This is a genomic window from Pseudomonas sp. Pme6b, from assembly GCF_058129925.1.
Window position 1 is genome coordinate 4889501 of record NZ_CM176704.1, and the last position, 26307, is coordinate 4915807.

16 protein-coding genes are annotated in these 26307 nt (G+C 59.3%); 11 read left to right on the forward strand and 5 right to left on the reverse strand.

Translation table 11 applies throughout. The annotated features are described in order from the left end of the window. The first annotated feature begins 137 nt into the window (after nucleotides 1-137). From AC4ANE_RS22190 to AC4ANE_RS22215, 6 genes are all read left to right on the forward strand, one after another. Nucleotides 138-6074, forward strand: a complete 5937-nt coding sequence (locus tag AC4ANE_RS22190; RefSeq protein WP_460409009.1) for an Ig-like domain-containing protein — start codon at nucleotides 138-140, stop codon at nucleotides 6072-6074. Between the two features lie 98 nt (nucleotides 6075-6172). Continuing rightward, a complete protein-coding gene (locus tag AC4ANE_RS22195) occupies nucleotides 6173-7666 on the forward strand; it encodes a TolC family protein (RefSeq protein ID WP_031595939.1) in 1494 nt (497 codons plus the stop codon). A 322-nt stretch (nucleotides 7667-7988) separates the two neighbouring features. Continuing rightward, nucleotides 7989-8372 carry a glycine cleavage system protein GcvH gene (gene gcvH / locus AC4ANE_RS22200; protein WP_002552291.1) on the forward strand — a complete coding sequence of 128 codons (384 nt, stop codon included), beginning with the start codon at nucleotides 7989-7991 and terminating at the stop codon, nucleotides 8370-8372. 10 nt (nucleotides 8373-8382) lie between these two features. Next, the gene (gene gcvP, locus AC4ANE_RS22205) at nucleotides 8383-11247 is read left to right on the forward strand and encodes an aminomethyl-transferring glycine dehydrogenase (protein ID WP_002552290.1); all 2865 of its coding nucleotides are present in this window, start codon (nucleotides 8383-8385) and stop codon (nucleotides 11245-11247) included. Nucleotides 11248-11338: 91 nt separating this feature from the next. After that, complete coding sequence (gene gcvT, locus AC4ANE_RS22210) at nucleotides 11339-12463, forward strand: glycine cleavage system aminomethyltransferase GcvT (RefSeq protein ID WP_002552289.1); 1125 nt, start codon at nucleotides 11339-11341, stop codon at nucleotides 12461-12463. Between the two features lie 414 nt (nucleotides 12464-12877). Continuing rightward, the gene (locus AC4ANE_RS22215; RefSeq protein WP_002552288.1) at nucleotides 12878-13090 is read left to right on the forward strand and encodes a cold-shock protein; all 213 of its coding nucleotides are present in this window, start codon (nucleotides 12878-12880) and stop codon (nucleotides 13088-13090) included. A gap of 144 nt (nucleotides 13091-13234) precedes the next feature. Here AC4ANE_RS22215 and lptG read toward each other — a convergent pair whose 3' ends face one another. Further along, nucleotides 13235-14296, reverse strand: a complete 1062-nt coding sequence (gene lptG / locus AC4ANE_RS22220; RefSeq protein ID WP_002552287.1) for an LPS export ABC transporter permease LptG — start codon at nucleotides 14294-14296, stop codon at nucleotides 13235-13237. Continuing rightward, entirely contained in the window at nucleotides 14283-15410 is a 1128-nt protein-coding gene (gene lptF / locus AC4ANE_RS22225) for an LPS export ABC transporter permease LptF (protein ID WP_002552286.1), read from the reverse strand. The genes lptG and lptF overlap by 14 nt, the downstream gene beginning before the upstream one ends. A 319-nt stretch (nucleotides 15411-15729) precedes the next feature. On the opposite strand from lptF, the gene AC4ANE_RS22230 reads away from it, so the two are divergent. The 3 genes from AC4ANE_RS22230 to AC4ANE_RS22240 are packed head-to-tail and all read left to right on the forward strand — an operon-like array spanning nucleotide 15730 to nucleotide 18154. Beyond that, a complete protein-coding gene (locus AC4ANE_RS22230; RefSeq protein WP_002552285.1) occupies nucleotides 15730-17220 on the forward strand; it encodes a leucyl aminopeptidase in 1491 nt (496 codons plus the stop codon). Nucleotides 17221-17277: 57 nt separating this feature from the next. Further along, nucleotides 17278-17706 carry a DNA polymerase III subunit chi gene (locus AC4ANE_RS22235; protein ID WP_002552284.1) on the forward strand — a complete coding sequence of 143 codons (429 nt, stop codon included), beginning with the start codon at nucleotides 17278-17280 and terminating at the stop codon, nucleotides 17704-17706. 7 nt (nucleotides 17707-17713) lie between these two features. Beyond that, entirely contained in the window at nucleotides 17714-18154 is a 441-nt protein-coding gene (locus tag AC4ANE_RS22240; protein ID WP_002552283.1) for a hypothetical protein, read from the forward strand. A 44-nt stretch (nucleotides 18155-18198) separates the two neighbouring features. On the opposite strand, the gene AC4ANE_RS22245 is transcribed toward AC4ANE_RS22240, so the two are convergent. Beyond that, nucleotides 18199-19314, reverse strand: coding sequence for an RHS repeat-associated core domain-containing protein (locus AC4ANE_RS22245; RefSeq protein ID WP_031595936.1), 1116 nt, complete (start codon nucleotides 19312-19314; stop codon nucleotides 18199-18201). A gap of 168 nt (nucleotides 19315-19482) precedes the next feature. On the opposite strand from AC4ANE_RS22245, the gene AC4ANE_RS22250 reads away from it, so the two are divergent. Together AC4ANE_RS22250 and rlmF are read left to right on the forward strand one after the other, a co-directional pair. After that, complete coding sequence (locus AC4ANE_RS22250) at nucleotides 19483-22329, forward strand: valine--tRNA ligase (protein ID WP_002552281.1); 2847 nt, start codon at nucleotides 19483-19485, stop codon at nucleotides 22327-22329. Between the two features lie 86 nt (nucleotides 22330-22415). Continuing rightward, the gene (gene rlmF, locus AC4ANE_RS22255) at nucleotides 22416-23402 is read left to right on the forward strand and encodes a 23S rRNA (adenine(1618)-N(6))-methyltransferase RlmF (RefSeq protein WP_044320192.1); all 987 of its coding nucleotides are present in this window, start codon (nucleotides 22416-22418) and stop codon (nucleotides 23400-23402) included. Between the two features lie 421 nt (nucleotides 23403-23823). Here rlmF and AC4ANE_RS22260 read toward each other — a convergent pair. Both AC4ANE_RS22260 and AC4ANE_RS22265 read right to left on the reverse strand, forming a co-directional pair. After that, nucleotides 23824-25175, reverse strand: a protein-coding gene (locus AC4ANE_RS22260) for an IS3 family transposase (RefSeq protein WP_095077641.1) whose coding sequence is annotated in 2 segments (ribosomal slippage) — nucleotides 23824-24716 and nucleotides 24716-25175 — 1353 coding nt in all. Because the reading frame shifts where the segments join, the coding sequence is not laid out codon by codon here. Between the two features lie 484 nt (nucleotides 25176-25659). Beyond that, nucleotides 25660-25941 (reverse strand): HU family DNA-binding protein, encoded by a 282-nt coding sequence (locus AC4ANE_RS22265; RefSeq protein ID WP_002552279.1) that lies wholly within the window; start codon nucleotides 25939-25941, stop codon nucleotides 25660-25662. Between the last annotated feature and the right edge of the window lie 366 nt (nucleotides 25942-26307).

Consider the following 26307-nt stretch of genomic DNA (forward strand, 5'->3'; position numbering starts at 1 on the left):
GCGGTTTTATCACTCGTAACGTTCGATCTCTGGTGAGCAACATGTGGTGGAATAAACAAAAATCGCGGACTGCAAAGCGGGCACCTTCGAGTGCAACCTCACCCGTTTCCCCCATGATCATGTCTCTCGAACCGCGCATGCTGTTCGACGGTGCGGTCGCAGCCACCGTTGCTGAAGCGGCCCAGCCGGACAGCCAGCCCACGCCCGACGCATCGGCCAAAAGCGCCGAGCAGGCCAACAGCGCCAGCAACGACCATCATGCGCAAGCGCCAGCCTCTTCGGACGTGGCTGCAACGCCTGCCGCCGTGCCCGGCACCACCGTCGTATTTGTCGATTCACGGGTGAAGGATTCGGCCAGCCTGCTGGCGGGCGTTGCGCCCGGTGCGCAAGTGGTCGAACTGGACGCCACCAAGGATGGCCTGCAACAGATTGCCGATTACCTGGGGTCTCATCAGGGCGTCAGCTCAGTGCAGATCATTGCGCACGGCAACTCCGGCGACCTTTGGCTGGGCAACAGCTATGTTTCCGCGGACAACATCGCGCAACGCAGCGCCCTGCTGGCCGAAATCGGCAACGACATGAATGTTGGTGGCGATATTCTGATCTACGCCTGCAACACCGCCGAGGGCGACACCGGCCTGAGCTTTGTCGACTCGCTGGCAACCCTGACTGGCCGCGATGTTGCTGCGTCCACTAACCGCACCGGCGCGGGTGGCGACTGGGATCTGGAAATCGCCACCGGCAGCATTGAAAGCGTCAGCGCCCTTTCGCGACAGTCTATGGACGCTTACCAGTGGGGGCTGGCAACGTTTACGGTCACCTCCACCAGCAACACCGGCGCAGGCAGCTTGCGTGACGCGCTGACCAATGCCCAGAACGGCGATATCGTAACCTTTTCGACCGGCATGACCGTCGCGCTGCAAAGCCAGCTGGTAGTCAGCAAGAACATCACCATCGACGGCGACCTGAACAACGACGGCGTCGCTGACGTCACCCTCGATGGGCAGAACAGAACCAGCGTGATCCGGGTCAATTCCGGGGTCACAGCCACACTTGATGGCGTGATCATTACCCGAGGCGTGGCCAGCACGGCGGGCGCCAGCAGTGGTGCGACCATTGCGGCCTCTGATGCACTGGGCGGCGGAATCAACAACGCCGGCAACCTCACGCTGCGCAATGTCACCGTCACTGCCAACTCGGCAGCGGGTGGTGGCGGTGGCGGTGGCGTCAACTCGCCAAACGTGGGTGGTGGCGGCGGCGGCATCGGCGGGCAGAACGGTGCTGCGGGTGGCAGTGCCGGCACCTATACATCCACCGCCCCGTCAGCCAATACCGGCGGCAACGGGGCATCGTTCAGCACTGCTTACCTGGCCGGCCAAGGCGGTAACTCCTCAGGAGGCGGCGCAGGAGGGAATGGCACGCCTGTCGGTTACACCAACGGCGGCGCAGGCGGCACCGCGACCAGCGGAGGTCGGACCATCGGTGGGGGTGGCGGCGGCTCTGGGTTTGACGCCAATGGGGGCAGAGGCGGCTCGGCAGTTGGCGGCATTTACAACGCCTCGACCGGCACTCTGGCGATCATCGGCACGTCGACCATCAGCAACAACATCGGTGCAGGCGGTGGTGGTGGCGGCGGCGGCACGATTGGTGGCAACGGTGGCCGTGGCATCGGCGCGATCTGGAACAAAGGCACGGTCAACATCACTTCCAGCAATAACTCGGCGATGACTGGCAACGTGGGTGGCAGCGGATCTGGCGGACAAGCGACCAGCGGCGGCACCAATGGCTCCTCGCCTACCGCCGTCACTAATATCTTCAACGACGGCGGCACGCTCAACGCCACCTACACCTCAGACACGACGGCACCAACGGGCACCAGCATCGTGATTGCCAATTCGTCGCTGAGTTCGGGTGGCACATCGGCGGTCACCTTCACGTTCAGTGAGCCGGTCTTCGGCCTGGAAATCTCCGAAATCACCGTGCCCAACGGTACGTTGAGCAACCTGGTGACCACCAATAACATTACCTGGACAGCCACTCTTACGGCCTCCAGCAATACTTCCGCCAATTCCAATGCAATCAGCCTGCCGTTATCGGCGGTGCAGGACTCAGCCGGCAATATCGGTACCGGGACAGTGACCTCCAACAACTACGCAGTGTCCGATACCGTTCCGCCGACAGTGACTGTCGTGGTAGCAGACACCGCACTGGCGGCGGGTGAAACATCACTGGTCACCTTTACGTTCAGTGAAGCGGTTACCGGCTTCGACAACACCGACATCTCGGTCGCCAATGGCACATTGACCGCTGTGAGCAGCAGTGACGGCGGCAAAACCTGGACCGCGACCCTGACGCCGACCGCCAACCTGACCAGCACCACCAACCAGATCAGCCTGAACCGGGCAGGCGTGCAGGATCTGTCCGGAAACGCCGGTTCAGGCACTGCCACGTCCAACAATTACGCCATCGACACGTCGCGCCCGACCGCAACCATCGTGCTGGCGGACAACTCCCTGAGCATTGGTGAAACCTCGCAGGTCACCATCACCTTCAGTGAGGCGGTGTCCGGTTTCACCAACGCGGACCTGACCGTCGTCAACGGCACCCTGAGTGCCGTGACCACCAGCAACAATATTGTCTGGACCGCGACATTCACGCCGACCAACAACATTACCGACAGCACCAACGTGATCACCCTGGACAACACAGGGGTCACCGATGCGGCGGGCAACACGGGTTCGGGAACCACAACCTCGAACAATTACGCCATCGATACCCAGCGCCCGACCGCAAGCATTCTGGTGGCAGACGCCAGTCTCACGGCCGGTGAAACCTCACTGGTGACGATTACCTTCAGCGAGGCCGTCAGTGGTTTCACCAACGCCGACCTGACAGTGCCCAACGGCACCTTGAGCACCGTCACCAGCAGCGACGGCGGCATCACCTGGACGGCGACCTACACGCCGAACAACAACGTCAACGACACCACCAACGTGATCACCCTGAGCAACGCAGGTGTAACGGATCTGGCTGGCAATGCCGGGTCCGGCACCAGCAACTCGGGCAACTTCACCATCGACACCGTGCGCCCGAGTGCCACAGTGGTTGTGGCCGACAGCGCCCTTTCCGCGGGTGAAACCTCGCTGGTGACGATTACCTTCAGCGAGGCCGTAACCGGGTTCACCAATGCCGACCTGACCGTCGCCAATGGCACCTTGAGCGCGGTGAGCAGCAGCGACGGCGGCGTCACCTGGACCGCGACCCTCACGCCAACCGCAAACGTAACCGACACCACCAACCTGATCACGCTGGATGCGAGCGGCGTTGCCAATGCTTCCGGCAACGCAGGCACCGGCACAATCAGTTCCAACAATTACGCCATCGACACCCAGCGCCCGACGGCCAGCATCGTAGTGGCCGACAACGCGCTGGCCATCGGTGAAACTTCGCTGGTGACCATCACCTTCAGCGAGGCGGTGACCGGCTTTACCAACGCCGACCTGACCATCAGCAATGGCACCCTGAGCACGGTGAGCAGCAGCGATGGCGGTGTTACCTGGACGGCAACCCTGACGCCGACAGCAGGTATTACCAGCAACAGCAATTCGGTGACGCTGAACAACGCTGGCGTGGCCGATCAGGCGGGTAACGCAGGCAGCGGGCTGAGCACCTCGAACAATTACGCCATCGACACAGTACGCCCGACTGCGAGTATCACAATGTCGGACAATGCCTTGACCGCAGGTGAAACCTCGCTGGTCACCATCACCTTCAGCGAAGCGGTCAGCGGTTTCAACAACGCCGACCTGACGGTCGAGAACGGTACGTTGAGTGCGGTCAGCAGTAGCGACGGCGGTATCACCTGGACCGCGACCTTCACACCGAACGCCAATGTCACCGACGCAAGCAACCTCGTGACCCTGGACAACACAGGGTTCACCAATGCCTCGGGCAATACCGGCAGCGGCGTCACGTCCTCGAACAACTACGCCATCGACACACTGCGCCCGACCGCGACCATTGTGGTGGCCGACAATGCGCTGGCCGTCGGTGAAACCTCTCTGGTAACGATCACCTTCAGCGAAGCGGTCAGCGGTTTCACCAATGCGGACCTGAACATTGCCAACGGCACCCTGAGCGCGGTCAGCAGCAGCGATGGCGGTATTACCTGGACGGCAACGCTAACCCCAACCTCAGGCATTAGCAGCGCAAGCAACTCGGTGACGCTGAACAATGGCGGTGTGACTGACCTGGCCGGTAACGTGGGCAGCGGCCTGACGCTCTCCAATAACTACACCATCGACCAGACGCGACCGACTGCCAGCATCGTAATAGCAGACAACGCCCTTTCGGCGGGTGAAACCTCACTGGTTACTATCACCTTCAGTGAGGCAGTCAGTGGTTTCGACAACAGCGACCTGAACGTACCGAACGGTACGCTGAGCACGGTCAGCAGCAATGACGGCGGCATCACCTGGACTGCCACCTTCACACCAAACGCAAACGTGAATGCCAGCACCGGGCAGATCAGCCTGAACAGCGCAGGTGTCACCGACCTGGCGGGCAACGCGGGCAGCGGCATCATCAGTTCGGCAAGTTTCACCGTCGACACGACCAGACCTTCCGCCACCATCTTGGTGGCCGACAATGCACTGTCCGCAGGCGAAACGTCTCTGGTCACGTTCACGTTCAGTCAGGCGGTCAGCGGGTTCAGCAACGCCGACCTGAGTGTCGCCAATGGCACGCTCAGCGCGGTTTCCAGCAGCGATGGAGGCATCACCTGGACTGCCACCTTCACACCAAACGCAAACGTGACCGATGCAAGCAACCTGATCACGCTGGATAACACTGGCGTGACCAATGCGTCGGGCAATACCGGCAGCGGCACCACGGCCTCGAACAACTACACCATCGATACTCAGCGCCCGACTGCGACCATCACCGTCGCCAATCCGAACCTGGCCATCGGTCAAACCTCGCTGGTGACCTTCGCCTTCAGCGAGCGCGTGACCAATTTCGATCTGTCGGACATCAGTGTCGGCAACGGCAGCCTGTCCGGCCTGAGCAGCGGCGACGGCGGCCTCACCTGGACGGCAACGCTGACACCGGATGCCAATATCACCGCAGCCAACAACTTCATCGTTCTGGACAGCGGCAGAGTCAATGATCTGGCCGGCAACGCGGGCACAACAGTCGCGCTGTCCAGCAACTACAGCATCGATAACCAGCGTCCGACAGCGAACATTTCCATCGCCAATCCAAACCTGGCGACGGGTCAGACATCACTGGTGACTTTTGCCTTCAGCGAGCCGGTGAATAACTTCACGCTGGCGGATGTCAGCGTGGCCAACGGCACGCTGTCCAACCTGGCCAGCAGCGATGGCGGAGCCACCTGGACCGCGACCCTGACGCCGACTGCGAACGTCACTGACCCGAGCAACTTCATTGTGCTGGACAGCAGCACAGTGACTGACCGGGCAGGCAACGCAGGGACAGGCATCGCGCTGTCTCCCAACTACGCCATCACGACCACGTCGCTGACCGGAGACCCGCAGTTCCGGATAGACGCGCCAGCACCGCTGGTCAACCCACCCAATCTGCCACTGCAGCCAGCGCTGTTCGGTCCGCCAACCGGCAATCTGGGTTCGCCGTTGAGCTTCTCGCCGTTGTTCGAACAGCGCACTACCGGCGGTGATCTGCCGCCTGTGGGCAATATCTTCATCACCAACCGTGCCCTGGCACCCAGCTTCATTGCCCAGGTGTTCGACTCCAGCAGCGTAGGCGGCCCGGGCTCCGGGTTCACAGGCTTCAATAGCGGCGAAGGCAGCGTGTTCGGCAGCAGTACGCTGTCGACGCTGTTTTCCCGCGAATCCGCGACGGACAGCTCGACGGCGGGCGCCTTCAACAGCGCTGGCAGCAACGGCCTGCGAGACTCATCACAAAGCATCCAGGCCGGTTTCGGCGCGCTGACGCTGGGTCAGCAGTTGCAACAGATCACTGATAACGAGCAAGAAAAACTGCGCGCACTGGCATGGGCTTTAGGGGAAGTCGGTGTAAGTGAAGCGCAAGCCTGAAACAGGGTTTGGTAATGCGTCGTAGCTGTACGGCGCTCATAAAAAAGAATGCGGTAGCTAGAGCTAGGGGCGGTCGGAGCATGAAAAGAAGTCAGAAGTTGTTCAGCATCAGTCTGCTGGCGCTGGTAGTGAGTGGTTGCGCTGTTACCAGCCAGCCTATCGACCGAAGCGTCAGCGAGCAGCGCGCCAAAAGCGATCTGCAACTGATGTACAAGGATCAAGAGCCATTGAACGGTGCATTGACCCTGCACCAAGCCATGGCCCGCGCGGTGAAGTACAACCTTGAAGCGCGTCTGAAAATCATGGAAGAAGCCCTGGCCAAACGTCAGTTGGACCTCGCCAGCTTCGACATGCTGCCGCGCATGGCTCTTTCAGCGGGCTATGCCGGACGCAGTAACGTCAGCGCATCGAGCAGTGAAAGCGTCGAGACCGGAACCCAGTCCCTCGAACCTTCAACCTCGCAGGATCGCAGCCGTCGTGTCGCCGACCTGACCATGGTGTGGAACGTACTCGACTTCGGTGTCAGCTACATCAGCGCCAAACAGCAAGGCGACCAGCGCCTGATCGTTCAGGAACGCCGCCGCAAGGTGATCAACACCATCGTTCAAGACGTGCGTTCAGCCTATTGGCGCGCCGTCGCCGCCGAGCGCATGCTCAAGCAGATCGACAGCTTGATGGCTCGTGTCGAGAAAGCGCAGGACAACAGCCAGCAAATGAGCCAGCAGCGTGTGGGTGACCCGGTACAGGCACTGGGTTATCAGCGCTCGCTGATCCAGGCGACGCGTCAGCTTGAAGAACAGCGCAAGGCGCTTTCACTGGCCAAGACCGAACTGGCGACCCTGATCAACCTGCCACTGGGCACCGATCTGAAGCTGGCGACGCCGGACGACTACTCGATTCCGCAACTCAAGGTCGACATGGCACGCCTGGAAACCGAAGCCCTGGCCAGCCGTCCCGAACTGCGCGAACAGGATTACCAAACCCGTATCAGCTCGGCCGAAACCCGCAAGGCCATGCTGCGCATGCTGCCGGGCCTGGAGTTCTCGGCAGGCGGCCATTACGACAGCAACTCGTTTCTGGTCAACGACAAATGGGCTGATCTGGGCGTAAAAGTCACCTGGAACCTGTTCAATGTGCTGTCGGCACCCGCCGCCATTGACGTCGCCAAGGCCGGCGAAGAAGTCGCTACTGCGCGTCGTCAGGCAATGTCCATTGCCGTACTGGCCCAGCTCTACGTGGCCAACGCCAACTACAACGAGGCGTTGCGCCAGTTCAAAACCAGCCAACAGCTGTCGAGCATCGACAGCCAGATCGTCGGTCAACTGCGCAATCGCTATCAGGCAGCCGGTCTGGGCGAGCTGGATCTGATCCAGGGCGAACTGAACACCCTGCAGGCTGATCTGCGTCGCGACCTGGCGTATGCCGACCTGCGCAACGCTTACGGCCAGATTTTCGCCAGTGCGGGTCTGGATCCACTGCCGTCGGAGCTTTCATCCACCAAGGTGCAAGCCATTGCTGTTGCACTGGATGCGCGCGAGTCGCAGTGGGAAGCAGGTAATATTTCAGTAGCCGCTACCACGCCCAAGCCTTAAGCCTGCGTCATGAACGACCACCCGGTCAGCGCTGTGCGCTGGCTGGGTGCAGTAACGCCCCTCGCCTCGCAACGAAATCGTTCCACTGTAATGATTTCACTCCATTACAGCTTACTCCGCTTGCATCAAGGCCTTGATCAGGCACGTATTTTCAAATACGTGAACGGTGTAGCGATTTCGCTACAGATGAAATCGACCGTACTGACCTAATAATCAGTAACTATTTGATTTATATGAAAAAATAAAACATGGCCGCTAAATTGCTTAGCCATAGCTCATATTGTTCGCGTGCTGCGCGAGCGCTGTTCTCCGAGGAGTTTGTATGAGCGAGTTGCGATTCACCGTTGACCATGAATGGCTGCGTGCCGAAGCCGACGGCAGCATTACGGTCGGCATCACGCCCTATGCGCAAGAGTCGCTGGGCGACGTAGTCTTCGTGCAGCTCCCGGATTTGCAGGCCTACACTCAACACGCTGAAGTGTCAGTGGTGGAATCGGTGAAAGCCGCCAGCAGCATCAATATGCCGCTGGACGGTGAAGTGGTCGAGGTCAATTCAGTCCTCGATGACACGCCGGAGCTGGTCAATGAAGACGCTCTCGGTGCAGGCTGGTTTTTTCGTTTCATTCCACAGGATGCCGACGCCATCCACGGCCTGCTGGATCAGGACGCCTACGACCGCCTGATCAAAGCCAACGCCCAAGCCTGAGGAGCACGCCATGACTGACCGTATTGAACTGACCACTGCCAACGAATTCATCGCCCGTCACATTGGCCCGCGCGCTGCCGACGAGCAGGCCATGTTGCAGACGCTGGGTTTCGACTCCATTGAAGCGCTGAGCGAAAGCGTTATCCCGGAAAGCATCAAGGGCACCAGCGTGCTGGACCTGCCTGCCGGGCAGAGCGAAGCCGATGCGCTGGCGTCCATCAAGGCCATCGCCGGCAAGAATCAACTGTTCAAGACCTACATCGGCCAGGGTTACTACAACACCCACACGCCGGCACCGATCTTGCGCAACCTGCTGGAAAACCCGGCCTGGTACACCGCCTATACCCCATACCAGCCGGAGATTTCCCAAGGCCGTCTGGAGTCACTGCTCAATTTCCAGACGCTGATCAGCGACCTGACCGGCCTGCCGATTGCCAACGCCTCTCTGCTCGACGAAGCCACCGCGGCCGCCGAGGCAATGACCTTTTGCAAACGTTTGAGCAAAAACAAGGCTAGCCAACAGTTTTTCGCGTCCAGCCACTGCCACCCGCAGACACTTGATGTGTTGCGTACCCGTGCCGAGCCATTGGGCATTACTGTTGTGGTGGCGGACGAAGCCGAGTTGGGCGACGTCAGCGATTACTTTGGCGCGTTGCTGCAATACCCGGCCAGCAACGGCGACGTGTTCGATTACCGCGAGCTGGTCGAACGTTTCCATGCTGCCAACGCGCTGGTCGCCGTGGCTGCCGACTTGCTGGCACTGACGTTGCTGACCCCGCCAGGCGAATTTGGCGCCGACGTGGCCATCGGCAGCGCACAACGCTTCGGTGTACCGCTGGGCTTCGGCGGCCCGCATGCGGCTTACTTCTCAACCCGCGATGCCTTCAAGCGCGACATGCCGGGCCGCCTGGTCGGCGTATCGGTGGACCGTCACGGCAAGCAGGCCCTGCGTCTGGCCATGCAGACCCGCGAACAGCATATTCGTCGCGAAAAGGCCACCAGCAACATTTGCACTGCGCAGGTGCTGCTGGCCAACATCGCCAGCATGTATGCCGTCTACCACGGCCCGCGCGGCCTGACACAGATCGCCAAACGCGTTCACCAGTTGACCGCGATCCTTGCCGAAGGCTTGAGTACGCTGGGTCTGAAGGCCGAGCAGGCATTCTTCTTCGACAGCCTGACCCTGAACACCGGCAGCAGGACCGCGGCGCTGCACGCAGCGGCTCGCGCCAGGCACATCAACCTGCGTGAAATCGACGACCAGCACCTGGGTCTGTCACTGGACGAAACCACCTCGCAGTCGGCAGTTGAAACGCTGTGGGAAATCTTCGCCAGCGACGGTCAGAACCTGCCGGACTTCACCGCACTGGCAGCCAGCGTCCCGTCGCGCCTGCCCGCTGCACTGCTGCGCCAGTCGGCAATCCTCAGCCACCCGGTGTTCAACCGCTACCACTCTGAAACCGAACTGATGCGCTACCTGCGCAAGCTGGCCGACAAGGACCTGGCGCTGGACCGCACCATGATTCCACTGGGCTCGTGCACCATGAAGCTCAACGCCGCCAGCGAAATGATCCCGGTGACCTGGGCCGAATTCGGCAACCTGCACCCGTTCGCCCCGGCCGAGCAAAGTGCCGGGTATCAACAATTGACCGACGAGCTAGAGGCCATGCTCTGTGCGGCCACCGGCTATGACGCAATCTCGCTGCAACCGAACGCCGGCTCCCAGGGTGAATATGCCGGCCTGCTGGCCATCCGCGCTTATCACCAGAGCCGTGGCGATGAGCATCGCGATATCTGCCTGATCCCTTCATCGGCACACGGCACCAACCCGGCCACAGCCAACATGGCCGGTATGCGTGTCGTGGTCACCGCCTGCGATGCACGTGGCAACGTCGATATCGAAGACCTGCGCGCCAAGGCCGTTCAACACCGCGACCAGCTTGCGGCGATCATGATCACCTACCCGTCGACCCACGGCGTTTTCGAAGAAGGCATCCGTGAAATCTGCGGCATCGTTCATGACAACGGCGGTCAGGTCTACATCGACGGCGCCAACATGAACGCCATGGTCGGCCTGTGCGCTCCGGGCAAATTCGGTGGCGATGTATCGCACCTCAACCTGCACAAGACCTTCTGCATTCCGCACGGCGGCGGTGGCCCAGGCGTTGGTCCGATCGGCGTCAAATCCCATCTCGCCCCGTTCATGCCGGGCCATGCACGCATGGAGCGCAAGGAAGGCGCAGTCTGCGCAGCCCCGTTCGGCAGCGCCAGCATCCTGCCAATCACCTGGATGTACATCCGCATGATGGGCGGCGAAGGCCTGAAACGCGCTTCGCAACTGGCGATCCTCAACGCCAACTACATTTCGCGCCGCCTGGAAGAGCACTACCCGGTGCTGTACACCGGCACCAACGGGCTGGTTGCCCACGAATGCATCCTTGACCTGCGCCCTATCAAGGACAGCAGCGGCATCAGCGTCGATGACGTGGCCAAGCGTCTGATCGACTTTGGCTTCCATGCCCCGACCATGTCGTTCCCGGTTGCCGGGACCTTGATGATCGAGCCGACCGAGAGCGAGTCCAGAGAGGAACTGGACCGTTTCTGCGACGCCATGATCAAGATCCGTGAAGAAATACGCGCGGTTGAAAACGGCACACTGGACAAAGACGACAACCCGTTGAAAAACGCACCGCACACCGCTGCGGAAATCGTCGGCCAGTGGAGCCATCCTTACAGCCGCGAACAGGCGGTGTATCCGGTTGATTCGTTGATCGAGAACAAGTACTGGCCTCCGGTCGGCCGTGTCGACAACGTCTTCGGCGACCGCAATCTGGTCTGTGCCTGCCCGTCCATCGAGAGCTATCAGGAAGCCTGATAGCCCGTGCCCTGGCATGCCTGTGCGCACTCGATAGTGAGTGTGCGCAGGCAATGCCGTTCTGCATGGCCCGCTCAACAAGGAATTGAACATGTCCACAGAAACCCTGCTGACCACTCCCCTGCACGCCCTTCACCGCGAACTCGGCGCGAAGATGGTGCCCTTCGCCGGTTACGACATGCCCGTGCAATACCCGGCTGGCGTAATGAAAGAACATTTGCACACTCGCGCGCAGGCCGGCCTGTTCGATGTCTCGCACATGGGCCAGATTCGTCTTACCGGTACAGATGCTGCCAAGGCCCTTGAGGCCCTGGTGCCAGTGGACATCATTGACCTGTCAGTCGGCATGCAACGCTATGCGATGTTCACCAACGATGCTGGCGGCATTCTCGATGACCTGATGGTTGCCAATCTCGGTAATGATCAACTGATGCTGGTGGTCAACGCGGCCTGCAAGAATCAGGACCTGGCGCACTTGCGCAAGCACCTGGCGGGGCATTGCACTATCGAACCGCTGTTCGAAGAACGCGCCCTGCTCGCCCTGCAAGGTCCGGCCGCTGTCACGGTGCTGGCGCGCCTTGCGCCGGAAGTGGCGAAGATGACCTTCATGCAGTTCGCCAGCGTCAAGCTGCTGGACGTTCAATGCTATGTCAGCCGCTCGGGCTATACCGGCGAAGACGGCTATGAAATTTCAGTCCCGGCCGAACAGGCTGAAGCCCTGGCGCGCCGCCTGCTGGAAGAACCGGAAGTTGCCCCGATCGGTTTGGGCGCACGTGATTCGCTGCGACTGGAAGCAGGTCTGTGCCTGTACGGTCATGACATGGACACCGACACCTCCCCCGTAGAGGCCAGCCTGTTATGGGCTATTTCCAAAGTGCGTCGCGCAGACGGTGCACGTGCAGGCGGCTTCCCGGGAGCAGAGCATGTCTTTGCCCAGCAACAGAACGGTGTCGCCAAAAAACGTGTCGGCCTGCTTCCCGAAGAGCGCACGCCAGTGCGTGAGGGCACAGAAATCGTCGATGAACAGGGCGCTGTCATCGGCACTGTCTGCAGCGGCGGTTTTGGCCCGAGCCTGGCTGGCCCGCTGGCCATGGGTTATTTGAACAACGCTTACACCGCGCTGGATACACAGGTCTGGGCAATGGTGCGCGGCAAGAAAGTGCCCATGCGCGTTGCAAAAATGCCTTTCGTTGCACAACGTTACTTTCGCGGCTAAACAACGGCGTCAAAAAAACAGCAATACTTCGCTGTTGCGCAGGTGCTGTTACACACTACTGTTTCGGCCGTGTTTCAACCGAGTGAACAGTCTGTTGTATATGCCAAAAATGCACCTATAAAGTGCAAAATGTTATGACAGACCAAACACCGTGCACAGCAGGCAAACACGCCGGGCATAAGGCTCTACCCCCCGGAAACAGGGTACAAGGCAGGGGGGGGTTGTATTTGTAACGAGAGTTGGCGTAGAGTTTCCGGACTGTGTTTGCATGGGTCGCCGAATCTGGACCTGGGCAGTAGCTCTAGGTTTGCTACAACCCGTTCTACGTTTCTTACTTCCTGCAACCAGCCCCAGTGCTCTTTCGTGTGAAAGAGGCTGTAACCAATTCAAGTCAAGCGTCAAGGAAATAAGAAAATGGCTGATCGTCAGAGCGGTACCGTCAAGTGGTTCAACGATGAAAAAGGTTTTGGTTTTATCACTCCTGAGAGCGGGCCGGATCTGTTCGTACACTTCCGCGCCATTCAGGGTAACGGCTTCAAAAGCCTGAAAGAAGGCCAGAAAGTTACCTTCGTTGCCGTGCAGGGCCAAAAAGGCATGCAGGCTGACGAAGTTCAAGCCGAAGCCTGATACGACACACTCTCGTACGTACAGAAAGCCTCTGACAGCAATGTCAGAGGCTTTTTTATATGTGCGATTCCGCTCGGCAAGTACATGAGTACGCCCATGAAAAAGCCGACTCAAGGTCGGCTTTTTCACTGCGGCTACACGACGCTATCCGGCGCGGCGCAGCAGATACACACCGGCCAGCGCACAGGCTGCAGCAGGCATCAGCACGGCCAGCAACGGCGGGAAACCGAACAGCAGGCTGGAAGGACCAAGCAGGTCCTGAATGATGCGGAAGGTAAAGCCGACCACCACCCCCGTGAACACGCGCTGCCCCAGCGTAACCGAACGCAGCGGGCCGAAGATGAACGAGATTGCCATCAGCACCAGCGCTACTGTCACAGCCGGTTGCAATACCTTGGTCCAGAACGCCAGCCAGTAGCGGCCATTGCTCAAGCCCTGATCAGCCAGATAATGCGCGTAGTTCCAGAGACCGCTGATCGAAAGCGACTCGGGCGGCATGATCACTGTGCTCAGCAATTGCGGGCTCAACGCTACATCCCAGCGCTCGACCGGCGTATTGATGACCTCGGTACGGCCGTCATTGAAATGCGTGGTACTGACGTCCTTCAACTCCCAGTAATCGGTCTTGAAATTGGCCTCTTTGGCAAAGCTGGACGTCAGCATGTGGCGTTGATCGTCGAAACGGTAACGTGTCACGCCAAGCATCAGACCATTGGGCTGGACGGTGTTGATGTGGATGAATTCGTCACCCTGACGGTGCCAAAGACCATGCCTGGCGCTCTGCGCATCACCCGAGCCCTGAGCCAGCGAGCGAGCGGCCTGAGCCTGGTTCTCGGCGTAGGGAGCCACGTACTCGCCGACCAGTACACCGGCAACCATCAATAGCAGCATCGGCTTCATGACCGCCCAGACGATGCGCCCGATGGACACACCTGCTGCACGCATGATGGTCAGTTCGCTGCTACTGGCCAGCGTACCCAGACCAATGAGGCAACCGATCAGGGCAGCCATTGGCAGGGTGTCGTAGACACGCCGCGGCGCGGTCAGCATGACGTAGCTGAGGGCATCCGCCAGTGTGTAGGTGTCACTGATATCACCCATCTCGTCGATGAACGCGAACAATGAAACCAGCCCTAGAATGATTCCCAGAACCGCAAGAATCGCCAGCAATACGCTTTTACCGATGTATCGATCAAGCTTGACCACGAGTCACCTCCGTGACGCTGCGACGACTCGCCATCTTCAGACGCAGAGGCTCCCAATAGAACAACAGCAGGCCAATGGACAGGTAGATGCCATGCACCCACCACATGCCCAGGCTGAGCGGCAGCTTGCCCTTCTCCAGCGAACTGCGCACCGAGATCAGAATGGCCAGATAAGACATGTACAGAAGGATCGCCGGCAGCAGCTTCAGGTAACGGCCCTGACGCGGATTGACGCGCGACAACGGAATAGCCATCAACGTGACGATGAACACCGACAGCGGCAGCGAAATACGCCATTGCAGCTCGGCGACAGAGCGCGGTGCCGGGTTGCCGATCAGTTCGCTGGTCGGAATGGCCTCACGGTCGGTGATTTCTTCACTGATTTCCGGCTTGGGCAGCATCGCCCCGTAGGTGTCGTACTTGATCACACGGTAATCAGCCGCACCAGGATTGCCATCGTAGCGGTAGCCGTTTTCGAGGATCAGGAAGCGACTGCCATTGGGCCTTACCTCCTGATGACCCTTCTCTGCCACCAGCACGGTAATACCGTTGTCCTTGCTCTTGTCGCCGGACATGCGTTTTTCAGAGATGAACACACCAGCCAGTTGCGAGCGGTCTTCCGACAGTTCCTTGGTGTAAGTGATACGTGTACCGTCACGCAGCGCCTGAAAACGGCCCGGCACCAGCGTGTCGAACTCGGTCATGGCGTCCTGCTTGTTGATCAGCAGCGAAAACTGGGTAGCGCCCTGTGGAGCCAGACTGAAACTCAGCCAGGCGACCAACAGCCCGACCAGCGTGGCAGGCCCCATGGTGATGGCAAGCAGCCGTTGCTGACTCATGCCGGTGGCTGCCAGCACGGTCATTTCACTTTCCAGGTACAGGCGCCCGTAAGCCATGAGAATGCCGAGGAACAGGCCCAGCGGCAGAATTACCTGCAGAAAGCCTGGCAGGCGGAAGCCCATGATCAGGAACAGCACGCCCGGATCGAGCGCACCGGACGCGGCCTGCGCCAGGTACTTGATGAAGCGTCCGCTCATGATGAACACCAGCAGCACGGCGCTGACCGCGCTCAAGGTAAGCAGCACTTCTCGGGACAGATAACGGAAGACAATCAAACCAGACACTCCAGAGTTGTCAGGCTCAGGCAGCCAAACAGGGAAAAATTGTGAGCCACGGCAACCAGAGATTCACGCCGGCAAAAGGCGTGGGCATCAAAAAATATGCGGCATTATCCTGTGATTGTGTGTTTCTGTCACTGCGCACCGGGGATAGTTCGCACATACACGCAAAGCAGGCGGCTCTACGGGGTTGTCAGCAGTCGTGCAGCGGGGTCAAACTGCAAGGCTTACCGCGGGCATCCACCTTGAAAACACTCAGGCCATCCCGCGTACATCATTCATATTGCGACTCTCATCGTCTACTCGGGGACCCCACATGGAATTGGTTGTTAAAAGCGTAAGCCCAGAAACCTTGAAAACCGCAACGCTGGTGGTCACCGTCGGCGAAAGCCGTGTACTGGTTGGTGCTGCCCAGGCTGTCGATATCCTCAGCGGCGGAGCCATCTCCCTCATTCTCAAACGCGGTGATCTGGCGGGCAAGGTCGGTCAGAGCCTGCTGCTGCACAACCTGCCCAACATCAAGGCAGAGCGCGTTCTGCTGATCGGTACCGGCAAGGAAGGTGAACTGTCGGACCGCCAGCTGAAAAAAATCGTCGGTGCAACACTGACCTGCCTCAAAGGCCTGGGCGGCAGCGACGCTGCGATTGCGCTCGATGACCTGTCAGTGAAAAACCGCGACACCTACGGCACGGCTCGTCTGCTGGTCGAGGCCCTGGCGGATGGCGAATACGTCTTCGACCGCTTCAAGACCCAGAAAGCCGAAGTTCGCGCCCTGAAAAAAATCACCCTGCTGACCGACAAGGTACGCATAGCTGACATCGAGCGCGCTTCCACTCACGCCAAGGCTATCGCCACCGGCATGGCACTGACCCGCGACCTGGGCAATCTGCCACCTAACATCTGCCACCCGACCTACCTGGGCGAAGAAGCCAAGGCGCTGGGCAAGGCACACAAGAATCTGAAAGTGGAAGTTCACGACGAGAAGAAACTGGCCGAACTGGGCATGGGCTCTTTCCTCGCGGTGGCTCAGGGCAGCGCCCAGCCACCTCGCCTGATCGTCATGAACTATCAGGGTGCCAAAAAAGGTGATCAGCCCTTCGTGCTGGTCGGTAAAGGCATTACGTTCGACACCGGCGGCATCAGTATCAAGCCTGCCTCGGGCATGGACGAGATGAAGTTCGACATGTGCGGCGCTGCCAGCGTATTCGGTACCCTGCGCGCCGTACTGGAACTGAAACTGCCGATCAATCTGGTGTGTATTCTGGCCTGCGCCGAAAACATGCCGAGCGGCACCGCGACACGTCCCGGCGACATCGTCACTACCATGAGTGGCCAGACGGTCGAAATTCTCAACACCGACGCTGAAGGCCGTCTGGTGCTGTGCGATGCACTGACCTACGCCGAACGCTTCAAGCCACAGGCAGTCATCGACATCGCCACTCTCACCGGCGCGTGCGTGGTTGCGCTGGGCGGCCACACTTCCGGCCTGCTGGGCAACAATGACGCGCTGATCAATCAGTTGCTCGACGCGGGCAAACAGGCGGATGACCGTGCCTGGCAGTTGCCGTTGTTCGATGAGTACCAGGAGCAGCTCGACAGCCCGTTCGCCGACATCGCCAATATCGGTGGCCCGAAAGGCGGCACCATCACGGCGGCCTGCTTCCTGTCGCGCTTCACCAAGGCCTATGACTGGGCTCACCTGGACATCGCCGGCACTGCATGGCTGAGCGGCGGCAAGGAAAAAGGCGCCACCGGACGTCCGGTTCCGCTGCTGACCCAGTACCTGCTCGACCGCGCTGGCGTATAAAAAGACACCCTGGCGTGTCGGCTTCACGGTCGATACGCCACTGGTTCTGGAACCTGTATGACCCAAGTCGATTTTTACATCCTGCCCAGCGCCGATCCTGCCGCGCGCCTGGACTTTGCCTGCAAACTCACGGAAAAAGCCTGGCGTTTGGGCCACAAGGTCTATCTGCATTGCAGCGATGCAGCGCAGCGTGAGGACCTCGATGCCCGGCTCTGGCGTTTCAGAGGTGAAGTGTTTCTACCCCATGGCGACGCCGAGAGCGATCACGATGCTGCCGTGGTACTGGGCCTGGGCGACGACTCGGGCGAACACAGTGACCTGCTGGTCAACCTCGACCTGAGCATTCCGGCCTTCTTCAAACGTTTCGCCCGCGTGGCCGAAGTCGTTGTCGAAGACCCCGCCATACGTCTTGCCGCACGCGAGAGTTTCCGTTCCTATCGCGAACAGGGCTATCCTCCGCAAGATCACCGACTGCAGCGCCTTTGAGGACACGATGGATACTTCAAAAAAAGCTGAATCCGCGCATTTGCTGAACGATCTGGAATCGATCCGCCAATTGCTCGGCGATGACCCCGCACACTCCCCGCTGCCGAACGACCCGGCTCGTCCGGAAGGCCAGATTCCCCTGTTGTTCGATGTGGTCGGCGCTCGCCCCGACGCGACTTATCAACAGGACTTCGACGAAGACGACATCCCGACGCTGACGCCTGATGTGCTAGCCGCACCTGTCGAGCAGCTTCAGACCGTTCAACAGCCTGCCCAGCCTCAAGCACTGCCGAACCCGGATGCCCTGCTGCATCTGGACAACGAATTGCGTGCCGCCGCGCAGTTGATCCTGCAGGACGTGATCGCCGACTTCGCCCCTCACATCGAGGCTGAAATCAAGCGTCGGCTGGAGGCAAGGCTGGAGCGGTTATTGGCCCAGCAGAAGTGAAGTGTGTGGTTAGGAAACTGGCTCGTATGCGCGTGGATACGCTGTTATCGAGAATTCAATGTGGAGCGGATCCTGGCTGCTAATCGTCCGGTGTCTGCCTCACGATGAATAAGTGAATTCCACTCTGCGTTCAATCGCCTATGCTCGGCCACTACCCCATCAATACTTTCCAGTATTTCGGTGGACGCCGCATACGCTCGCCGATTACGAGCTACCGCATTTTGAAATTGGGAGTAACTGGCATTCGGCACACGCGCCACGTCATCAAGAATTGATTGTGCCTGACGACTAACAATCCTGATTTTTTCATTTGTCTGTAAGGTGATGTTCGACACTGCCTTTTCAAACTGTGCTTTGAAGGCGTCAGTCCTGAGCACGGCGGGCGAAAGGCCCGTATCGCCTTTCGCAACCTTGTTGATGGTCAACAGTGCGTCTGGATCCATTACATCAATCCATGGCTTTTTTGACAGCCCCGATACTCTGCTGCTCATCGTCGAGGACGTTGAAGCCAGTGCGGCTGCATCTTTTAACGGCAGGTACGTGAGCACCTGTGCAACCATTTCGTTCGGCAGCCTTTGAAAAGCAAACTTTTTACCGGGGAACATAGTCAGCCCAAGCACCCTGAACGATGAAATATGCCCATCAGGATCACTCCGATTCACCGGATCCCCCTGACAGTAGGCATACGCATTCAGGTCTCCCCGTCCAAATGGACTCAGGGTGTCCGGGCTATTGAATCGCATCAGCACCGGGTTGAAAGCGCGATAGCCGTTACCCAGCAGGTAATGCCCGGTCACAGGGTCCGCACGCTCGCCGTTGAAACCGGAAAAGGGGCCGCCCGGCAAGCGATGTCCGTAAGGGCTATAGCCCAGCGGCTGGTGCCCCTCCGAACTCAAAGCATGCAATACACTGCTTTGCAGGTCGGTGGCCAGAAGGTCCGTCCGGGCGATAGCGCCTTCAGTCTCATACTCCGCTAACAAAAGGTTTTCACCGTGAAATACACGGCGACGCGTTGCGCCCTGTATCTCGACCGTCAAACGGTTCTTTTGATAAAAACGCGACACTGCACCCTGTGCTCCGGGGTCGACGACGGCAATACGATCCAGCGCGTCATAGAGATATCGGCACAGTACGCGCCTGCTTTCCGAAGTCTTGTTCATGGCCGCATTCGCCCTGCGATCGATACTTGAACACCGGATCATGCCCCTTGCTCCACTCGCCGCCAACTGACAGATCTGCCAGTTGTGGCCCGGCGCTTATGGCTTGTCGCTTGCCGTCAGGTCTATACTTACCGGTTTCCGAATCAATGCCACAGGTTCCCGCCGCGCATGGACAAGACTTACCAGCCGCACGCCATCGAAACTTCCTGGTACCAGACCTGGGAGTCCGAGAACTACTTCGCTCCGCAAGGCGTGGGTGACTCGTACACCATCATGATCCCGCCGCCGAACGTCACCGGCAGCCTGCACATGGGCCACGGTTTCAATAACGCGATCATGGACGCCCTGATCCGTTTCCGTCGCATGCAGGGTCGCAACACGCTGTGGCAACCGGGCACCGACCACGCCGGTATCGCCACGCAGATGCTGGTGGAGCGTCGTCTTGAAGCGCAAGGCATAAGCCGTCATGAGCTGGGCCGCGAGAAGTTTCTGGACAAGATCTGGGAATGGAAAGCCGAGTCCGGCGGCAACATCAGCCGTCAGATCCGCCGTCTGGGCTCGTCCGTGGACTGGAGCCGCGAGCGCTTCACCATGGACGACGGCCTGTCCGACGCCGTGAAGGAGGCCTTCGTGCGCCTGCATGAAGACGGCCTCATTTACCGTGGCAAGCGTCTGGTCAACTGGGACACCAAGCTGCACACCGCGATTTCCGACCTTGAAGTGGAGAACCACGACGAGAAAGGCCATCTGTGGAACCTGCGCTATCCGCTGGCCGACGGTGCAAAAACCGCCGAAGGTCTGGATTACCTGATCGTTGCCACCACTCGCCCGGAAACCATGCTCGGTGACGCCGCCGTTGCGGTGAACCCACAGGACGAGCGCTACAAGGCATTGATCGGCAAGTTCGTCGAACTGCCGCTGGTAGGCCGCCGCATCCCGATCATCGCGGACGACTACTGCGACCCTGAATTCGGCACCGGCTGCGTGAAAATCACCCCGGCGCATGACTTCAACGACTATGAAGTCGGCAAACGCCACAACCTGCCGCTGCTGAACATCTTCGACAAGAATGCCAACGTTCTCGCTGCTGCTCAGGTTTTCAACCTTGATGGCACGCTGAACGAAAGCGTCGACGGCAGCCTGCCTGCGGACTACGCCGGTCTCGACCGCTTTGAAGCGCGCAAGCAGATCGTTGCTGCGTTTGATGCCGCCGGCCTGCTGGTCAGCGTCGATGATCACGCCCTGAAGGTGCCGAAAGGCGACCGTTCCGGCACCATCATCGAGCCGTGGCTGACCGATCAGTGGTATGTCTCCACCAAACCGCTGGCCGAGCCTGCGATTGCCGCTGTCGAAGACGGCCGCATCGCGTTCGTGCCCAAGCAGTACGAAAACATGTACTTCTCGTGGATGCGCGACATCCAGGACTGGTGCATCAGCCGTCAGCTGTGGTGGGGCCACCGCATTCCGGCCTGGTACGACGAGTCCGGCAAGGTTTACGTTGGCCGCGACGAAACCGAGGTCCGGGCGAAAAACAACCTGGGGCCGGAAATCGCGCTGCAGCAGGACAACGACGTACTGGACACCTGGTTCAGCTCGGGCCTGTGGACCTTCTCCACGCTCGGCTGGCCGGAAAAGACCAAGGCACTGGAGACCTTCCACTCCACCGACGTACTGGTCACTGGCTTCGACATCATTTTCTTCTGGGTCGCCCGGATGATCATGCTCACCATGCACCTGGTGAAGAACGAGGACGGTACGCCGCAAGTCCCGTTCAAGACCGTCTATGTGCATGGTCTGGTGCGCGACGGTCAGGGCCAGAAGATGTCCAAGTCCAAGGGCAACGTGCTTGACCCGCTGGACATCGTCGACGGTATCGACCTCGAAACGCTGGTAGAGAAACGCACCAGTGGTTTGATGCAGCCGCAACTGGCGAAGAAGATCGAGAAGCAGACCCGCCAGGAGTTCGCCGACGGCATCGCCAGCTACGGCACCGACGCCCTGCGCTTTACCTTCTGCTCGCTGGCGTCCACAGGTCGCGACATCAAGTTCGACATGGGCCGCGTCGAAGGCTATCGCAACTTCTGCAACAAGATCTGGAACGCTGCGCGCTACGTGCTGGACAAAGGCGAAGACTGCGGCCAGAACGGCGAAGCTGTCGAACTGTCGCTGGCTGATCGCTGGATCATCTCGCAATTGCAGCGCACGGAAGCCGAAGTGACCCGCCAACTGGATCAGTTCCGCTTCGACCTCGCGGCCCAGGCGCTGTACGAGTTCATCTGGAACCAGTATTGCGACTGGTATCTGGAGCTGTCCAAGCCTGTGCTGTGGGATGAAACCGCACCGGTCGAACGTCAGCGTGGCACACGCCGTACACTGGTCCGCGTGCTCGAAGTCGCGCTGCGCCTTGCGCACCCGTTCATGCCGTTCATCACCGAAGAAATCTGGCAGCGCCTTGCGCCGCTGGCGGGCGCAGAAGGCAAGACCATCATGCTGCAACCCTGGCCAGTGGCCAACGAAGCACGCATTGACCAGGCGGCCGAAGACGATATCGAATGGCTCAAGGGCCTGATGCTCGCCGTGCGTAACATCCGTGGCGAGATGAACATCGGCCCGGGCAAGCCGCTGCAACTGTTCCTCAAGAATGTGAGTGCCGAGGATCAGCGTCGTTTGAGCGAAAACGATTACCTGCTCAAGAAGCTCGCCAAGCTGGAATCGATGACCGTACTGACCGAGGGTGCAGAAGCGCCACTGTCGGCCACTGCGCTGGTGGGTGACATGGAAGTGCTGGTGCCGATGGCCGGGCTGATCGACAAAGGGGCCGAACTGGCGCGTCTGGACAAGGAAATCCAGCGCCTGCAAGGCGAAGTGCAACGCGTCGGCGGCAAGCTGTCCAACGCCGCCTTCGTCGACAAGGCACCGCCTGAAGTCATCGCCAAGGAACGCGCCAAGCTGACCGAAGCCGAACAGGCACTGGGCAAGCTGGCCGAGCAACACGCCCGCATCGCCAGCCTGTAAGGTGGCCAGAAAAGCCAGCCCGATTATGGGCTGGCTTTTTGTTATCTGAATTTCTGTACTCGACATCACGGCTGACCATCGAACCCATGACCGATACCCGCAAACCTCCGCGCAAAAAGCCTCAGCGGCCAGCCAAACCTGCTGCGCCGCGTGAAAAGGCCACCTTGCACCCGCGCAATCGTCATCAGGGTCATTACGACTTTGCGAAGCTGATCAAATCCAGCCCCGAGCTGGCAGCCTTCGTGATACTCAATCCGTATGGCAAGGAAAGCATCGACTTTGCCGATCCGCAGGCGGTGCGGGTGTTCAATCGCGCGCTGCTCAAAGCGTTCTATGGCATCGCCCATTGGGACATTCCGGCCGATTACCTGTGCCCGCCTATTCCAGGGCGTGCGGACTACCTGCACTTCCTCGCCGACTTGCTGGCCGAGGACAATGAAGGCGTGATCCCACGCGGCGCATCCATCAAGGCGCTGGATATCGGCACCGGAGCCAATTGCATCTACCCGCTGCTGGGGCATAGCGACTATGGCTGGCAGTTCGTTGGGTCGGACATCGACAGCACGGCCATCGCGGCGGCTACCACGATCATCAAAGCCAATGGCCTCAGCAAGGCCATCAGCGTGCGCCAGCAGGACAACCGCAAGCAGATCCTGCTCGGGTTACTCGACAGCAGCGAACGCTTCCACGTGAGCCTCTGCAACCCTCCTTTCCATGCCTCGCTGGATGAGGCGCAGCGTGGCAGCCAACGAAAATGGCGCGCACTGGGCAAGGCTGATCCCAAGCGCAAGCTGCCGGTTCTCAACTTCGGTGGGCAATCTCAGGAGCTGTGGTGCGAAGGCGGCGAGATCGGCTTCGTGACCCGACTGATTCAGGAAAGCGCCACATTGCCAAGCCAGGTGGTATGGTTCAGCACCTTGGTGTCCAAGGCATCCAACCTGCCACCGATCCAGAGCGCCCTGAAAAAAGCCGGCGCGCGTGAGGTGAAAGTCATCGAGATGGGCCAGGGCCAGAAACAAAGCCGCTTCGTGGCCTGGACATTCCTCGACAAGGCACAGCGCACACCCCACTGATAGGGCTATCGTGCCGCATCGACTATCGTGCGGCGCCACGCCGACATGCCGTAATCTCGACTATCGTGCGACGCTCCGCGTCGCATGCCGTTCTGGACGCTCTGCGTCCTCTCTTGAGTATGCAGTGCGGCACAGATCTGTGACGCGGAGCGTCACGCAAGGCATTCCCACGCTGGTGCGTGAGGAACGATAATCTCAACTACCGTACGACGCCGCGTCGGCAGGCCGTAAACTCGACTATCGTGCGACGCTCCGCGTCGGCAGGCCTTAATCTCGATCATCGTGCGACGCTCCGCGTCGCATGCCGTTCTGGACGCTCTGCGTCCTCTCTTGAGTATGCAGTGCGGCACAGATCTGTGACGCGGAGCGTCACGCAAGGCATTCCCACGCTGGTGAACTGCCCCCCAAAAGTTGGACGGTTTTAGCTTGCCGCCTGAGCCCTGTATTTTACGGGGCTTTGGCCGTTGAGCTTCAGCTTGATGCGGTCATGGTTGTAGTAGTGGATGTACTCATCCAGACCTGCTTTCAACTCATCGATGCTTTCAAACTGTTTCAGGTAGAAAAACTCGGATTTCAGTGTACCGAAAAAGCTTTCCATTGCCGCATTGTCCAGGCAGTTGCCCTTACGGGACATGCTTTGTTTGACGCCTCGTACCGATAGCTTATGGCGATACTGCGCGTGTTGATACTGCCAGCCCTGGTCCGAGTGCATCACAAGCTTCGGCTCGTCCTGCAACTGCTGAAGCGCCTTGTCCAGCATGCTGGTGACCAGCTCAAAGCTCGGCCTTGTCGACACTTCATACGCCACGATTTCACCGTTGTACAAGTCCATCACGGGTGAGAGATACAGCTTTCGATTGCCTACCTTGAACTCAGTCACATCGGTCACCCACTTCTGGTTCGGGCGTTGCGCGCTGAAATTGCGCTCCAGCAAATTCGGCGCAATGGTTCCGATTACGCCCTTATAGGAGCGGTATTTTTTGGGGCGCACCACTGATCGCAGGCCCAGTTCTGCCATCAGTCGTTCTACAACCTTCTTGTTGACCAAAATACCTGCAGTGCGAATGACCGCCGTGATACGCCGAGCGCCATAAAGGCCTTTCTCCTCGTGGTAAATGCTTTCGACTAACTGTTTCAAAGCAGCATAGGGATCGGGTCTGGATTGCACCTGAACCTGATAGTAAAACGTGCTGCGTGCCAAGCCCGCCAGCCTCAGCAGAGCGCAAAGCGGGAACCGGCCCCTCAGTTGCTTGATGCTCAGGGCTTTTTCGGTTGCCGTCGTTTCTGCTCCTTCAGCTCTTCCAACTTTTTTAGGTAAGCGTTCTCCATGCGCAGATATTCAAGCTCGCTCATCAACTGGTCGCGCGTCTTCTGCGTATCGTCGGCGGTTACTGGTTTGGCGGGATAAGGCTTCTTTGGCATGGCGACAGGCTTTCTTCTGGCAGGAACATACGGGGCTGTACCGCTACTGTAATGCCGCTTTTCCCAAATGACTATTTGGCCGGGATCCCCGATACCAAAATGCGCAGCGGCCTGACGGAGCGATAGCTTGTGTTCACGCCTGTGCTCAAGCACTGAGCGCTTGAAAGCTTCGCTGTATCGAAGACCAGGCTTGCGATGGCCGGTGTGACCATGACTCTTGTAGTTAGCGACCCAGCGTCGAAGCAGGCTGAAATCGATCGAGAACTGGCGGGCTACCATACGAAAGCCCATGTTGTCTTCAAGATACGCTTTGACGACAGTGAGCTTGAACTGCTCTGAATACTTACCCATTTGAACACCCCCGTGAGGTCGGATTGGTGTCCAACTTCTTGGGGGCAGTTCACTGGAGCGTGAGGAACGATAACCTCAACTACCGTACGACGCTCCGCCGACATGCCTTAGCCTCGACTATCGTGCGACGCTCCGCGTCGGCAGGCCTTAATCTCGATCATCGTGCGACGCTCCGCGTCGCATGCCGTTCTGGACGCTCTGCGTCCTCTCTTGAGTATGCAGTGCGGCACAGATCTGTGACGCGGAGCGTCACGCAAGGCATTCCCACGCTGGAGCGTGAGGAACGATAATCTCAACTACCGTACGACGCCGCGTCGGCAGGCCGTAAACTCGACTATCGTGCGACGCTCTGCGTCGGCATGCCGTTCTGGACGCTCTGCGTCCTCTCTTGAGTGTGCCGTGCGGCACAGATCTGTGATCAGACGGCCACAAAAAAGCCGTGCCCGGTTAACCGGTGCACGGCTTTTTCACAGCAAGCGGTTGCTTACTTGTTGATCGAGTCGGTCAGCACTTTGGCTGGTACGAACTTGATAACTTTCTTGGCAGCGATTTCGATGGCAGCGCCAGTCGAAGGGTTGCGGCCAGTGCGAGCCGGACGCTCTGCAACTTTCAGTTTGCCGATACCTGGCAAAGTGATTTCCACGCCGTTTTCCAATTGGTCGGCAACAATTTGGCCCAATTGCTCAAGAGCATTACGCGCGGTGGTTTTTGGCGCGTCGATAGCTTCAGCGATATCGGCGATCAATTGGTCTTTAGTAAGAGCCATGGTGGTGTTCCTTCCCTATCAAATTCATTTGGATTGCAGAGCGCAACGTCGGCCCGTGGCCAGGCAATGAACCTGGCCACCCGCTAGCAGCCACGATTAATCGCGAAAGTGTAGATACTGAAACCGGGCAATGGTTCGACCTACGTGTGCGCTAACTGCATGCTTGACGCGCTAAGTGCGCAAGACCGCGCAAAACTAGCACAGAGCCGGACAAATATCCGCCTCTACCTATCCTTTTGGTCAGGTTTTAATGCCAATTGCACAAAAAACATCCAGCAAACACGCCCTGCTGGCGAAAACCAGCCTGTCCGGGGCCAAGTGGCGCACGCGTGCGTTACACTTGCCGTCTTGCAACGAGCTGCACGC